The 14,743-nt window shown below is 53.7% G+C and carries 14 protein-coding genes; 2 read left to right on the forward strand and 12 right to left on the reverse strand.

Translation table 11 applies throughout. The features are described 5' to 3' along the window. Positions 1-1,067: 1,067 nt before the first annotated feature. From ssb to K5E40_RS27035, 6 genes are all read right to left on the reverse strand, one after another. Positions 1,068-1,619 carry a single-stranded DNA-binding protein gene (ssb, locus tag K5E40_RS35780; RefSeq protein WP_078465911.1) on the reverse strand — a complete coding sequence of 184 codons (552 nt, stop codon included), beginning with the start codon at positions 1,617-1,619 and terminating at the stop codon, positions 1,068-1,070. A gap of 102 nt (positions 1,620-1,721) precedes the next feature. Further along, positions 1,722-2,135, reverse strand: coding sequence for a hypothetical protein (locus K5E40_RS27015; protein ID WP_153045970.1), 414 nt, complete (start codon positions 2,133-2,135; stop codon positions 1,722-1,724). Between the two features lie 56 nt (positions 2,136-2,191). After that, positions 2,192-2,719, reverse strand: coding sequence for an HD domain-containing protein (locus K5E40_RS27020; RefSeq protein WP_161952146.1), 528 nt, complete (start codon positions 2,717-2,719; stop codon positions 2,192-2,194). Continuing rightward, on the reverse strand, positions 2,712-3,287 hold the full coding sequence (locus tag K5E40_RS27025) for a hypothetical protein (RefSeq protein ID WP_078465913.1): 576 nt from the start codon (positions 3,285-3,287) through the stop codon (positions 2,712-2,714). Before K5E40_RS27025 ends, K5E40_RS27020 begins: the two co-directional genes overlap by 8 nt. Before the next feature lie 436 nt (positions 3,288-3,723). Continuing rightward, entirely contained in the window at positions 3,724-3,954 is a 231-nt protein-coding gene (locus K5E40_RS27030) for a hypothetical protein (RefSeq protein WP_078465915.1), read from the reverse strand. A gap of 557 nt (positions 3,955-4,511) precedes the next feature. Beyond that, the gene (locus tag K5E40_RS27035) at positions 4,512-5,045 is read right to left on the reverse strand and encodes a hypothetical protein (RefSeq protein WP_078465916.1); all 534 of its coding nucleotides are present in this window, start codon (positions 5,043-5,045) and stop codon (positions 4,512-4,514) included. Positions 5,046-6,053: 1,008 nt separating this feature from the next. Between K5E40_RS27035 and K5E40_RS27040 the strand changes: the two genes are divergently transcribed. Further along, complete coding sequence (locus tag K5E40_RS27040) at positions 6,054-6,527, forward strand: hypothetical protein (protein WP_078465917.1); 474 nt, start codon at positions 6,054-6,056, stop codon at positions 6,525-6,527. Between the two features lie 62 nt (positions 6,528-6,589). Here the strand turns inward: K5E40_RS27040 and K5E40_RS27045 are convergent, their stop codons facing one another. Together K5E40_RS27045 and K5E40_RS27050 are read right to left on the reverse strand one after the other, a co-directional pair. After that, a complete protein-coding gene (locus tag K5E40_RS27045) occupies positions 6,590-7,963 on the reverse strand; it encodes a hypothetical protein (protein WP_078465918.1) in 1,374 nt (457 codons plus the stop codon). 81 nt (positions 7,964-8,044) lie between these two features. Next, positions 8,045-8,692 carry a hypothetical protein gene (locus K5E40_RS27050; RefSeq protein WP_078465919.1) on the reverse strand — a complete coding sequence of 216 codons (648 nt, stop codon included), beginning with the start codon at positions 8,690-8,692 and terminating at the stop codon, positions 8,045-8,047. A gap of 170 nt (positions 8,693-8,862) precedes the next feature. Here K5E40_RS27050 and K5E40_RS27055 point away from each other — a divergent pair, with 170 nt between their 5' ends. Then, positions 8,863-9,555, forward strand: coding sequence for a DUF882 domain-containing protein (locus K5E40_RS27055; RefSeq protein WP_228759025.1), 693 nt, complete (start codon positions 8,863-8,865; stop codon positions 9,553-9,555). Positions 9,556-9,558: 3 nt separating this feature from the next. Here K5E40_RS27055 and K5E40_RS27060 read toward each other — a convergent pair whose 3' ends face one another. The 4 genes from K5E40_RS27060 to K5E40_RS27075 form a co-directional block, all read right to left on the reverse strand. Beyond that, entirely contained in the window at positions 9,559-10,221 is a 663-nt protein-coding gene (locus K5E40_RS27060) for an OmpA family protein (RefSeq protein WP_078465920.1), read from the reverse strand. A 130-nt stretch (positions 10,222-10,351) separates the two neighbouring features. Beyond that, on the reverse strand, positions 10,352-11,953 hold the full coding sequence (locus K5E40_RS27065) for a DUF4942 domain-containing protein (RefSeq protein ID WP_078465921.1): 1,602 nt from the start codon (positions 11,951-11,953) through the stop codon (positions 10,352-10,354). A gap of 59 nt (positions 11,954-12,012) precedes the next feature. Next, positions 12,013-12,510, reverse strand: coding sequence for a hypothetical protein (locus tag K5E40_RS27070; RefSeq protein WP_233100526.1), 498 nt, complete (start codon positions 12,508-12,510; stop codon positions 12,013-12,015). Between the two features lie 481 nt (positions 12,511-12,991). After that, positions 12,992-14,485 (reverse strand): UvrD-helicase domain-containing protein, encoded by a 1,494-nt coding sequence (locus K5E40_RS27075; RefSeq protein WP_198834147.1) that lies wholly within the window; start codon positions 14,483-14,485, stop codon positions 12,992-12,994. Between the last annotated feature and the right edge of the window lie 258 nt (positions 14,486-14,743).

Consider the following 14,743-nt stretch of genomic DNA (forward strand, 5'->3'; position numbering starts at 1 on the left):
GGACAACGTACCGCAAAGATTCAGAATCACCAGTCAAAAGGTGGCGTCCGAATTCGAAGCTTAGCTCTTTGAGCGGCTTGCCCTTCTACGCGCTGGCTGTGGAATGTCTGTGAGCCCCGCCTTTGACATACGGCGGTACTGATCAGCACGAGGTGGGGGCGGAGACGGTAATTCGTCCGGTAGAGGTATGCCATCCCGTTCAGCAATGCGCCGGATCAGGTCATGGTAGGCTGCAGTGTAAGATCGCTTGCCTATGTATGCCCGAAGGGGTTTCAGTCCAAGCACATGGTTGCTCCCCCAGTAAGAGCGCCCCATAGGCGATTTAGAAACGATCAGTGAAACCCCAGACCAAGGCTTCCCAGCTGATCTGGATCTCAGACTGCCTGGCTTTATACCAAGCTTCGACTCTGTTGCATCGCGCCAGGCTTTTGCTTGGAGAAGGGCTTCTTCAATGCTGCCTCCAAAATCCGATGCCCTGAAGCATTTATTTGGGCGCTCGCCATCCGAGCCATGCCCCTGCTGGATCATGGGCCGGTACCCAATCAGTTCTTTTGACTTGTTGTGAAGCTTTGAGATTCTGCGCATCTCAAAGGCATCCTGATGCTGCCAGCGCTTGGATCGCTCGTGAATAGGGGGGCCGCATTCGGCTTCTACTGCCGGCGGATCGTCCACGTCGACTGTATCCGCCAACGGTAGGCAGGCTCGACGACGCATGAAAATGAGGTCGAAACTCGTGGCTGATTGGATTTCAGGCACAGCAGAAGTGGGTTGACGCAATTTTCCAGAATCCATTGGTACTTAGCGGCTCATAACGATCTGGGGTGCCAGGTCGACGGCTCATTTTTGCATGGCGCGATCCTGGTGCCCGGTCGTACCCTTCGTGTAGGGGCACATGAAAATTCTATGGTGAAGCAAGTGGCGTATGTGGTTTGCAAGGCCTTGCACGCCGAATGTTACTGAGACGATACAGCAAACCTGCAGCTATTTTAAGATGGAAAATTCCATAACGGCCACATCCACATCCGGCTTTATCGGCTTTAAGCAGGTGCAGTATCCACATCAGGACTTTAAACGGGAACGTTTCTAAAGAAACTTTCATCATACTCAGGCATGTCGTCCATCTGTGGGGGCGGCGGGGTAAAGTCCGCATGCTCAGGTGGGGATTGGTAAGACTGACGATTTGGGGCGGGGTGTCGTTGGCCTTGGGGTTGGGAACCCTGCTGAGGTCTGGACTCTCTCTGAGCCGGCGCGGATGAGGTTCGAATAGAAGCACTCGCACTTTCCACAAAATGGCACTGTCCGTCGAAGTCATCAACGATGATCTCCGTAATCGACTTCTCAACGGAGCCAACAGTGTATTTACGAGATTTAAGCTTGCCCACGACGTAGAGATCTCGGCCCTTGCGGCCACCCTGCGCCACTACGTCAGCGTGCCTGCCCTTCAATACGATGCGATGCCACTCAGTTTCTTCAGCCTTCGAACCACTTTGTTTGTCAGTCCACGACTCGCTTGTAGCCAGGGAAACTACGGTGGTGGAGCCGTTATTGAACTGCTGAACCTTCGGGTCAGAGCCCATTGTTCCGATGATAGTGACAGTGTTAACGCCGCGCTTTGCCATTGTTCGGGAAGACCTTAAAAGACTGATTTAACGCCGAGCGAACCCAGCAATACCCGCTATTCAACCATCGAACAGATCGCAGACGTACTCAAAACACACCTCTCAAACCAGAATTGGCTGATCAGCCAGCTCGCCCAATAACCGGTGTAGAAGGTTGGCGAGATCTCGACGGCGGTCGGCAGTCAAAACTGAACCATCGCCATAAAGCCCTTTGGAGATATGTCGAAGGCGAACAAGCTGTTCAGCTTCAACAAAGAACCCTTCATCTGAAGATTCGTCGGTTGGTGGTTCATAGCAGTCCCTCCAGTGCGTAACACTATCGGTCAGATCAAGGCTGTCCGGACATTCACTAATCCAGCGGCCGGACCACATGTCACCGTCATCGTCATAACGGACGAAACGGGCTACCCGTTGTGAACCCCATTCGAGGAAAACCATGACTGGTACAGATCTCGCGTACAGAAACTCTCTGTCGGGCAGAACCGGCAAGGCGCGGGTTACTTTGTGCCAGGGCATGGGATGAACCTCAAATAAGATGAGATCATCATGCTGCCTATCGACTCGTGCCAGAATCACCCATCCAGAATATTTTGTATCATCTGACTCAGGCGCTCGTGTAGGACTGGGGAGCCCTGGGTTGTCAAAGGCAGGATCAGCTTTTTCTCGCCCGCGTAGGTGAGAGCAAAGGCAGGGGAGCGCTGCTGCAGGTCAGAGAAATTGTGTATGGCATCGGCAAGCCTTAATGACTGCCCATCAGGCGACGCCTTGGACAGGTGCTGGCGGTCGATCGCTTTTCGAACCGCCCTGCTACCATCATTCATTCGACTCGGGTTTGTGACTTCTTTCACGAGCTGAAGGACGACAGGCCCAAGAAGGTCGAGAATCACTCGCTCACGCTGAATGCGAATTTCTTCAGGGCACTCAAGGGTGTCATGGAGATAGCCTGCCGCGATCAGTTCCCAACTGTCTGAGATCTCCGCCAACAAGTTTGCTACCGCAGTAGGGTGTGTGATGTATGGCACATCGGTAGTGTAGTTGCGCAACTCACCCAAATGCCATTCTGTGGCCAGTCCCATCGCAACCTTCAACCGCTCATCCATGGAGGTGAGTGCCTGAAGCATCCAGCACTGGATGGACCCAGTACGCCAGGCAAGGGTAGACCGGTAGATCTGAAGGGTGGGGAGCTTTTACCTTGCAGAAGCCTGCGTTCGCCAGGCCGTTGATGCCCAAGTAGTTATTGGTTTTAAGGCCAAGTCGAATTAGTGAACCTTCCCCACTATATTCGTCGTTGCGGATGATCCGGAACTCAGGAATGCCAATCTGTATGCCGGCGGCCCACCCCCAGGCAGTTGCCTCGCCGTCACCGATCTGGACAACTGCGCGGTCCAGTGGAGAGCCAGGGAAGACATCAATGCCGGAGACCGCGTTGAAAACAGCTCTCTGACCTGCCCCGACATTTCCAGAGAATAAGTGTCGGAACTGTTCAGGAACGGTAGCCAAATGTCCCGCCTCATGCAGGAGTGCAGAAGCTCGGCAGCGAGGATCAACGTTGATTGATCCCGCAGAAATCTCGCAGTGCTGGGCAAACCCAGTAGCTCCAGGTACTAGCCTGACAGTGATGCCAACTTCGTTGAGGAAGTCCATGGTTCGCGTGAGGTACTTGTCCATCTGAAATCCAATGCGCTAGCTAATGAGGCGGGTAAATAGCAACCGCCGTGTTTGACTATAGCGTGGCATGACCTTTGATGTGGCACCACCCTAGTGGGTCAGTGGCACGATGAGGCGATTAAACGGATCAATGCCTCCTCAGGGGGAATAACTTCCCAACGCCGGCCAAGCTTTTGGCCCGCGGTGAACGAGGTGCCCGCGTAGTGCCCCTCCAACCGAGTGATTGTTGTGTAGCGACGGTGAGCCACGTCCTCGACGCGAAGGAGGGCGTTTTCACCGGGCTGCATAATGTATTCACCGGGACGAAGCTGATTGGTGGATTTGGTCTGTCGCTGAGAGAGGTCTAGGGACATCGATTGAGCACCTGCAGATAACCACGTTATCTAGAGCTTAACTATCAAGTCCCATATTGCACTCCAAAAGAGGGTGCCAAAAATCAGGAGGCTACTGGGGAAACAATGAAATGAAGGCTGGCATAGGCAGAATTACAATTCCAAACCTCCACTCCGGATTTGCTGAAGTAGGCCCACCCATCACGAATCGTCAGGTCAGCTTCAGGCCACACAGAGCTGTGACCATTGATGCCTGCCTTGAGAAATGTAGCCTCTTTGCAGCGGGCCAGGTAGACACCGGCCTTCAGCTTGGTTGGTTCATTGAGTCGACTCATCTTTGGGCTCCACAATCATGCGCTGAATCATACCAGCCGGCGCATGACTGCACAGGGAACGCAATTACAGACAGAACCGCCACTGGAGAAATAAAAGGATGTTGCTTTCGATGATGGCTCACTGGACTCTGCGCCAGAACCAAGGCCGTCCTCAGTAGCTGTACGCTCTTGAGCCTGTGCAGCCAGCTGGGCCATTACCTGATCGGCGAGGTACTCGAGCAACCCCTTGTGAGGCTGGGTATGAGAACCAATTTGATTGGTTGGGTACAAGCTAAATCCTCCATCCGGGCTTTAGACGCTAATGAGAGCATTTGAAACACCAAAGCTGAGTCACCACCTTCCCGATGCCAGGGTATCGGCCGCACAAAGGCATGCCTTAGAAAGTGTGATCTAACCTGAAGCAGCTCAGGTTCAGAGCTAGTCTGATAGGCATCAAGGTGTGCCAGAAGCAAAAAACCCCCACAACCTGAATAAGGCTGTGAGGGTCCTCCCTGCTAGATCAATCAATCTCAGTGCTCGGAACTAAACCGTTGAAGGGCCAGAACATTGCACCAATATCAAGCGGCCAGCTTTGTCGGCTGGCTATGCTTGGTTTCAATCTTTTGAAACTCTGCAAGCATCTCGCTATACGTCAACGACCCACGTTGATGGGCTTCGATGTGCGCTAGGCGCTCGCAACCTTTTTTCCACTCCAGGGTGGCTGACAGTTTGTCGAGAGTGTCTCGTGGCGCGACCCGGGTGAACCCAGATTTAAACGCCTCAAGGACTGCTTCGTCGAGGGTGTCAGTTGAATAATGGGACATCCATCCTATGTCACGGAACGCAGAGTAACGAAAGCGTCCCGCTTCTGAAGCATCCGGCAAGATCAAAGCCCACGAATCCCCCGATTCGTTTTGCAAGATCATGCCGAGGCCAAGCTCATCGAGCTCGACATACACCGCCTGTAAATTCTCGTGTCGAACCTCAATTTCCCGGATTAAGGATTTCTCGAGCGCACAAGGGGTGTCTTTGTTCGATTGGATTGGACGTAACAGTTCGCGCGTAGCCTCGATTTGGTCGAAGTAGTAGTTACGAAAGCTGAATGTGGTCATGGGTACATCTCCGAGGAGGGGCATCCATGCCAGAGCATGAGAATGCCCTGGTGGGGTGGTAGGTACGACTCTGCTTGCCTAGGGCGCGCAGCTTGTTACGGCGCGCAGCGGCCTGATTAAGCAATAGCTGTGGAGCACCCCAACTCATGAGTTTTCATAGGGTTTCTCTCGCCAGTAGAACGGTGGGCACATTACATATACCCGGTGCTCTAAGGCCAGGTTCGGAAGGTGGGAACCAACATTACCTGGCCAAAACCTGGGGATGTCAGGCCTTACCGGAAGGATCCGCTTTTGCGGAAAGGGTGATCTGTATCGCGTAGCCAGCCACAAAAAGAGCATTAGGCGGAAGCCGATCAGATCAGACATTGCGACGGGTCAAGGAGGAACTCAACGGCAAGCCGTTGGGGTCCGCACAGCTGGTGAGCTGTGTTCTGCGCAATGGATTTCTCGTTACCGAGGATTTACCCAAAAGCAATGCAATGAGCAAAGCTCCAAGCTAGGCGCTCATACCTGAAGGAAATGAAAACACCAAGCCTGACGGCAGGATGTGATCTCTACCGTCTGGGGGAAGCACCTTCAAAGAAGGGCAATGCGATCATCACCAACAAAAGTCGATGCGATCTGGATGCGTAGGAAGGTCGAAACCTTGCTACGAATTTAGATTGATCTAGCAGTATCTACGCAAAGGAATGGCAGAAATAACTGACAGTCCAATGAGTCCCTGCAAACCTGACGGATTAACGTCGAGATAGGTAGGGTGCGCAATCAAGGATTGGGCATAGAACGTGATCTTTTTAGCACCGCTCGCTCAGGGCCACAAGTCAAAAAACCACCCCAAAATTCAGTGTAGCGGTGGAATGGCATTCGTTGTCGCACCTGGGGCATGAAGATATTGATATGAAGTTTGACAGGGATACACGGCATTTTGGCGACCATTGCTTGGGTTGGGATAAGGCGCCAATGGGGTTACGCTAGCTCAGCTGCAGCACAATTTCTCAAGGAGCTATCATGGATACATTCAGTGCCGAACCAAAGCCGCCAAAGACAAAGCAATCGATCGCTTGGCTGGTTGCCATCGTAGCTTTCGCTTTGGCGGGATTGGTGCCCATGCCTGTTGGGGCTCAGAATCTTCTGACTCTACTGGGACTCGGAGTCTTTGGCTTTGGGGCTGTGATCGGCATTAAGCACGATAGGGCCCACGCGAAGTGGCTATCAACTCAACCAGCCTCAGTAGATCCAATGCGTGGATCTCCGAAGCTTCCTCACGTCCCCCAACTCATCGCTTTTTTGATTGGGATAGGCTCAATAGGAGCCCTCTGTTATCTGGGGCTCCCACTGAAGGATGGCGGTTTCACCAGCGCAGATTGGTGGCTTCTGCTGCTTAGCATCACTGCCTTGGGAGGGTTTGGTTATGCCTCGAAAATCCAGAAAAAACACAACAAAGCCTATATGGAATGGCGGAATACCAAACATCCCCTCTAAGTGCGGTATCCCTTCGCGAACACATTCAGCTAAGCCCCGCTGGTATACAGCGGGAGCCTTCTTCACGCCGCCACTGACTCAATCATTCCAATAGTTGCCTTGGCGTCTTCCAGCTGCTGGATGATGCGCTCCACGGTGTCGGCTGTGGTCCGATCAGGTCGAAGCTCGCCGAATCGTGGCAGAAACAGGCTGTAGAGGTTTGTTTTCTTGTTGGGCTTGGTGACGTCGTTGAATGTCACCTTGATGATCGAGTCAATGTAGCGCTCAGGATTGTTGAAAATCTCAAGTCGCAATTCGTCCGAAAAGCCTGAAATGTTGACCTCCAGCATTCCGCACTCACTCACGCACTCAAGTGCGCCGAACGTCTTCGCATTTTTACCCTTCCCTTTACTCAACCCCTTCACCCGCAGCTCAGCTGGTGCTTCCATTTTGATCTTGACGCTGAACGGCGAACCACTGGAACCGGTGTCGCGCCAAGGGCCGTCAGGGTGCTTGATGACCGCACCTTCTTTGCCATTACGGATATGCACACCAGAGGCGGCATAGGCCTCGTCCAGCGAGTAAACGACCTGTGTGTGAATCAGCCTCACCTTACCGCCGCCCAGATCCTCGACCACTTTACCGACTTGCGAGAAGCGCTCTGAGTATGGCGTCAGGCAGCTACCTCGTCGGGTCAGGGACTCCAACGGCACAACGTCCCAGAGGTACGGCACAGGCACGCAACCAGCTTGGAACGGGGTGCCCTTGTTGACTGACGTAAGCATGCCATTGCCAATCTCACGCGGCAGGATTGCCCCATCTTTTTCCACGAGCATTTCGCCGTGGTACTGGCCGTCAGGCCAGCTGGCAAAGACCTCACCCAGATCACCGTACAGCTCAAGGGGCCACTCGAAACCAGAACGGCTGATGACGGTTGCGCCACCGTTTTTAACGGTGAGGGCAAAAAAGGTACCGTCCGCCTTTTCTTGTAGATAGATTCCTCGCGCCCATGGCCAGCTTTCCAGATCTACATCTGAAGGCAGGCTGCAACGCATGTACGGTACTTCGGGAATGGTAAGCGGCAGAATCTTATTGATTGAGCCCTCAGAGAAACCTGCCCTCGGATCTCGGTGGAGCACTCGCCACAGCAGCTCCGAGGATTCTGGAGTGAGGGTATTCAAAGCCGATTGCACTTCACGATTTGCGGCGTCCCCTGAGAGTTGGCGGGTAGCCAAGCGGTCAAGCATCAGCCAAGTGTCATCGGTGAATACCCCGGTACCGAACACCTCGGAGCGAGCTGGACGCTTGTAGAAGCTGATCAGTGGATTGAGCATGAGCTTCATCACGCGTTGGAATGTTGGGTCAACCATATAAGTTGTCAGAAGCGCCGACTTCTCGAGCTTGCCGCTTACAGCAGCAACGGTATCAAGGGCACGCAGGATTTCGCAGGAGTTCATTTAGGCAGTCTCTTTAGATGATGGGATAGATTTTACGGGTGGCTAGCTGTGCCACCAGCGGGAACAGGGCGTCAAAATTCACTAGGCAGCTCGTGCCAGCAGGCCTGTGTTGATCCCAGTTACTTGAACTTCAGTTCCTACCTGGTGGATTGAACGCAGATGGGCCTTCGCGAACTCCAATCCCGTATCACAGTCAATCGCTCGAACAAAAAGGACGGTGTCGTCGCAATCACCTGGGTAGCGAAGCTGATAGTGGTAAATATCACCCGTAGCATCAGCTATAAGAATGCACTTTTGGTTCAAGCTGAATAATTCAGCATTGGGAGCGAGCAAAGCCGCGATCGCTTCGGCTTCATCCTTGGGGTAATACCCGAGCGTCACTCGAGACTGCCTGCCTGCTGCGTCCTGAAGAGCCACTTCGGTTACACAGCCATACCACTCAACCTGCTCACCACTTGCATGCTCAGCAACCCAGTCCATTGCCGAACAGCTATAAGGCCCATTGGCAATATGGTCCAAGCAACCTTGGTAATCATGGTCTGCGATCAGTAAGAAGCTATCAGTATCGGCAACCAATCTGAAGCCGGGAGCTGTCCCTACATCCATGGCATGGGCATCCAGCAAGGCTTGATCTTGCTCGGGGTGGGCTGACAGGTAGGCGAAATGATTCGGGCCAGCAGGTGTAAGTAGCTGGCCGAGGGTGCGCAGAACTGGATATGGGCGGGACATGAAAAACTCCATATAGGTGGTGGAGCCATCTTATGGATGCCGCCGCGTGCCAGAAGCCCAGCTCAAGCAGAGCAAGGGGAGCTTTGAAAAAGGGCAGGGGGTTTTGAGTCGCGATGTGAAGGATCAAACCATACACTCGCCCCAGAATAAGCCACATGTTGCCTGTTGGTATGAGCCAGAACATCCTCATGAGCCGCCGTAGCATCGTCACTGCGGCGATTGCAGCGCCTCTAGCCATGGCTGCACTACCAGCCTTCGCAAACAATCCAGGTCAACGCGACTGGCGTGCCGTGCTCCTAGACCACGACCGATTCTTGGACCTAGAGCGGCCACAATCAGGAGAAAAAGCCAGGTTTTACTACTACCGAAAAGGGCAGGGATGGGACCCCCGCGGCTATGCCATCGCTTGCACCATCCTGAGAGACGTTGTCTCGAAGAAAACGGTGCAGATCGATGCCAAGCTCCTTGATCTGTTATGGATCGCAACTGCTTACCTCAGGGTCAAGCAGCTGCCTGCGAAGATCATAGTGACCAGCGGATACCGCACGCCTGAATTCAACTCGTCCCTAGAGGGCGCCGCCCTCAATTCGATGCATGTGAAAGCCAAAGCAGCTGATATCAGAATCCCGGGTGTGGGAACTGAAGCTCTGGCCAACCTGATCAAGGTGATTGGTGTTGGCGGAGTGGGGACCTACATCTCGAAAAACTTTGTTCACCTAGATGTTGGATCTGTCAGAACGTGGAGGCAGGCATACTATTCGCCCTACGAAGAAAGCTGGCTTGCGGGTTATTCAGCGTTGGATCTTGAAAGCGTGCTGGCCTCGTCAGATACACCTGAACAAGGCCGGATCGTTTACGCCTGATTTTCAGCCTTGCTTGATCTGGATCTCTACCCGGCGGTTTTGTGCGCGGCCTTGAGCAGTAGCATCGGTAGCCACCGGCATGGAAGGGCCGACGCCTCGCACTGCAATAACTTGAGCGGGTACACCAGCGGCATAGAGATACTGGGCTACTGCTTGAGCGCGGGCATAGCTCAGGACATTATTGAACTGACGGCTGCCCGTACCATCTGTGTGGCCAGTGATCTCCAACCGCAGATCTTTCTGGTCTTTCAACGCAGTGGCAATTGCACTAAGGCCTTGGAACGCTGCTGGCTGTAGGTCGGCGGATGCGGTGGCGAAGGCAATGTCTGCTGGGGCTTCAATGGTCATCATTTGACGGCCAGTGACTGGGTCGAGACTGGTCGTTGCATCCATACCCTTCTGGCGAAGCTCTTCTTTCAGCTTCGCCGATCGCTTATCCATCCAGTAGCCCGTACCGCCACCGAGCGCTGCGCCAGCTGCAATGCCCACCAAAGCACCACGTTCGCCCCCTACTGCTGCACCCAGGATGCCACCGGCCACCCCGCCTATGGTTGTACCAATCGCGGTGCGGTTGAATTCCCGTTCGCCTGTCTGAGGGTTCACTGAGCAGCCGGTAACGATGGCGAAGCACAGGGCAAGGGCGGCAGCTTTGATAACGTTTTGCATGGGTTAACTCCTTAGTAAGTGGACCCATGTTCATTGCAGATAGGGTGTGCCAGAACCCCTAGATAAAAACAAAAAGGCAGAGTGTGCCTAACTACCAGAACAGTCAGGATTGGCGCACGATTCTGAATGCTCAAGTTGAGACCCTATCCGCTCGAAGGATAGCCACCGAAGCGCCTGTACCCTTGAACTCTCCCTCATAGACCTTCGACCATTGGTGCTCCCAGCCTGGCAAGATGTCCTTACCCCGCAGGCTGGCTGGGAGAATCGCAACGATGCGCCGACGTGCGATCAATGAGGCTGACTCAAGGTGAGCAATGGCCCGCCCACTTGAATAGGGTGGGTTCATAGCGACGACATCAAAAGATGAAGCGTTCAAAGCCCAGGTAAGGAAGTCAGCTTGGACGACCAGGTTGAAATCAAATTTACGGAGGATTCCACAGTTAACCTCGGAGACCTCGACGCAAGTGGTCCGGTTTGCGGGCAGATATTGAGCGATTCCAGCCTGGCCAGCGCTAGGCTCGCATACCGTCTCGCCAGGCCGGATATCTGCAATTGCTACTACCTCCTTTGCCAAGGTTTCACCTGTACCATAGAACTGGTGTGTCTTTTGCTCCGGCAGACGCCCAAGGGAAACAACAAGGTCGACTACCTCATTCACCTCCGGGTAGGGAAAGGCATACTCCTGGTAGTCAACTTTCGCGCCGCCGATGGCCTGGATGATCATTTCTGCTTCAGGCATGAACTTCATTTCAAAACGTGAAACGTCAAGGGTCCAGACGCCAGTAGGCTTGATGCTTTGGCGCTTCAGTTTGGAAACGATTGCAAGAGCACCGAAGCTCAATGGGACTTCCATCAGGGGCCAGTCTTTGTGAACAGCCCGCTTTTTGGTCGGGCGACGAAACCTGTCAGGGATGGCGTTGGGGTAAATCGAGGCCAGGATTTGGTTGAGCTGCCAAACCATTTCAGGGTGAATTTCGACATGCACTGTCCCGCTAAGGTGAAAGCGAACCCGCAGAGCCCCGCCGTCAAGAAGGATCCACTTGCCAGGGTTATTGCACCCATAGCTCATCGCTCTTGGGTTCGAGCCAACTGTACGGTCCCGGCCCATCAACATGGCGATCACATAGCGAAGGTCGGCAATCAGGCGAGTCTTCTCAGACTCGGGATTGCCTGTGGCCTTGCAGCGGGCGTACTCGAGGATCATGCGCTTTCCGAATCCTGCAGGTGAATTCGAAACATGGTTAGGTGACAAAGCATGGAACACGCCATCGACTTGCTCGGCTAGGAATCGAGATCTGCTAGCCAGTAAGGATTGCAGTGTGTCTCGAACTGCCAGCTTCTCGAATGGCAAGCACGTTCGGTTTTCGATCTGTTGATCCCACTCCTTCTGACGTGCGGATGGCATGAAAACGCGGACATCCGTAAGGCTCAAAGCACGATTCCAGTATTCAGCATCTAGTGCTTTTACCGCGGCCACAGCATCGAATAGCTCGGGTGTTGCCCGCATGCGCAAAGCCAGTTCGCCATCAGCGCCGGCGAGGAAATACCCCAGGATTTCGTGGTACCCACTCCCGGCCATCAATTCGCTCACACGCTCAATGAGAGCCTTTTGGTACCGGTGTTGGGAAACCAAGCTCTCGATCAGATCGTATTCATTAAGGTCTTTAAGGCCTTCGGCAGAGTCAACCAAGTGACCCTCTGGGGTGGCCAGGTTCGCTAGAGGCGTTGCCATGTGATAAATCCTGTATTTGATGGGCACAGGATGTAGGCAGTATTGGAGTGGCAGAACCCTTACGGCTCTCTAGATACACGCCATCTCGCAGTGGGCAATAAGGCAGTGGCCACTGCCAATCGCTTGCTCACCTGGATGTGGAACTGAGTGATTGGTTGTTGGCGACACTCTAGATCGTTGATAGCCACCCTGTCCTGTACTGCACTGCAAACGCTGCAGCTATTCAGCACCACTGAAGCCTTGGATGGTTGGTGGTAACGTTTGCGGATGTCACCCACTTTGAAGGACCGAAGATCCTTGGGCAGCAGCTCGCCCAGTAGATGAGCAGGTATCTGCTCAAGGCCGTAGAGAGCAAATGTCGACTCACGGTAGGGAGAGATGATCTCGATAGCAGAGCAGAGATTGGTCCATGCGCGGCACGTGGTGCATTTGGTGAACCCGCCATCAACCCGGACAATTGCCGATTTTCCCTCACGTAGCGTTCCAAACCACAATGCGCCATTCAGCGCCGAGGTGATGAAATCTTGAAGAGGTAATATCTGGGCCCAGTCACTCAATCGGTTAAAACTCCGAGTGCCGGAAGGAGTACCCGACCCGGCAAGCAAGGCAGTGTATCCGCTCGCTTCTGACCAGGTCACATGGGCGGCTGGTAGATCAGCCGCCGGGGTGAAAGCAGGGAAAGGTAAAAGCCACATACCCCTAATGCCGGCACCCCGTAACTCTCTCTGTTTGGCTAATACCGCTTCGGGGCTCGATCCCGCACTCGGAACCTCAACTGAGATTGTCACCCTGCCTCTCCTGGCGCGAACTGAAGCCCACCCTGGCCCCGATTTACTGAACAGGACCTGCCAGCCACACAGTGCAACCGCAGATGAAATGACCTGCTTCAGGGAGGCTGGCTGGGGAACGCGGGAAGAAGGCATGGGCAGAACGTTGCCAATTCGTGGATTTGGCACCGATGATGACCCAGCGACCGATAAGCTGCTATCCAAAATGGGCAAGTCAAACCTTCGGGTAGATGCTGAATTAGCGCTGACTTCAATTCAATCCTGCACGGCGATCCTTGGCGTGCTGCATCATCGAAATGACCATTGTGTTTAAGGCAAGCATCTTCATCCCTCTGGTTGAGACCACATAGTAGAGGTTGATCTCGTCGTTGCGGCGATCAGGATCATCCTTCGCGGCCTGCTCATCCAGGGGATCGTAAGTAAAGTCATCACCGAGCTGAACGTAAGGCCATTCGAGACCTTTGGAGCTATGCCCTGTTGAAAGGGTGACTGTCGCTGCCATTTCCTGCTCAACAGTGATCTGTTCCAAGCGCTTGATCAGATCAGGAAGCGAATCACCATAGTTCTTGAGGATTTTGATGATCCGAACCATTTCTGGATCTTCGGTTTGGTCCGCAATCTCTGCGTATTCCTGAAAGCTCTTATAGTCCCGTGTGAGCTGGAAATTCTTGATCTTCGATGGCTGGTTCAACGAAAACCAGTACATGTCCAAAATGGTTTGAATATTGTATTTTTTGATGCCCCCGACCCAATACACACGCTCCCCGTTGTCAGGCTCCTGGGAGGCGGGCAAGCACATTAGCGCCCGGTCGATAACACCAGCCACTGTCCGATAGAGGTAGGTACGGTGCTCAAGTCCATCAGGCAGCTTCGACTTGATCTGCGTCTGCTGACCGAAACCCTGCAGTAGCGTCTTTTCACCCTTGAGTGCCAAGATTGTATTGGCGACATGACTCGCAGCCCAGCCAAAGCGGAAGCTTTTTGAAAGGGTGTGAACCTCGGCATCCTTGAGCCATGGCTCGTCAAGGGCATTCTCCGCCCCACGGAACCGATAAAGTTGCTGGTGGCGATCGCCGACAAAAATGACTTTGCAGCCATTCAGATATTGCTGCTTCACGAATTGGGTCAACAGCTTCGTGGTGTCCTGCGCTTCATCAAGCAAAATGGTCTTGAATCGACGACTCATGTCCGGGTTGGTGAGTAACCATGCCTTCAGATACCCGTCCTGGCTCATTTTAGCGTCAAGATCCTGAAGATCGCACATGCGGTTCCAATACGAATGGGCGTGTCTCATGACCAGCTGGGCATACTGGATCTGGCGGCTGTTGATTGAGATGCCTCGGAAGCGCACCAAGTGGTGCTGAGCAATTTCAGTGTCAGGGCTGCTCAAGAAAGAATTGAGCATCCCGACAACGTCCTTGGCCATCGACCAGTCAGATGTATTCATCGCCTTGGCCACGTCGGTGAGGCGAATGTTGTTACATAGCTTGTGGCTGTACTTGCTGCCCAAGGGACCATATGCAAGACCGTGGGACGTAGAAGAAAATGCATTTCGTGGGAAGCGGCGTTTACCCTCAGCGGCAACCTCTGTGTTGTAGGCAATGTAGAGGATCTTTTCATCGGGATGGTTCTCGGCGTAGCCGACCAGAGTCGTGGTTTTGCCGGTACCAGCGAACGCGTTTACTTTGACCAACCTAGCAAGTGTTGTGATGATGGGGTATTGCTCTTCAGTCCACTGGCGCATGGCCTGTCGTCCTTCTGAAAAATTGTGTCAGCCATGCCGAAGTGGACAAGCCTATCCGACGACTGCTCTCTATGCCCGCCATAATGGAGGCACAAAAAGTGTGCCACCACCTACCGAGCTAGATCTGTTGGCTGCGGATTCCACGCTGACTCGGACACCCATTCCACGCACATCCGGACAGTGATTCCACGCTGATCCGGACACTCATTCCACGAGCATCCGGACACCGATTCCACGGCCATCCGGACACTTTCCAGG

It is taken from the genome of Pseudomonas baetica (genome assembly GCF_019733355.1).
GTDB lineage: Bacteria > Pseudomonadota > Gammaproteobacteria > Pseudomonadales > Pseudomonadaceae > Aquipseudomonas > Aquipseudomonas baetica_A.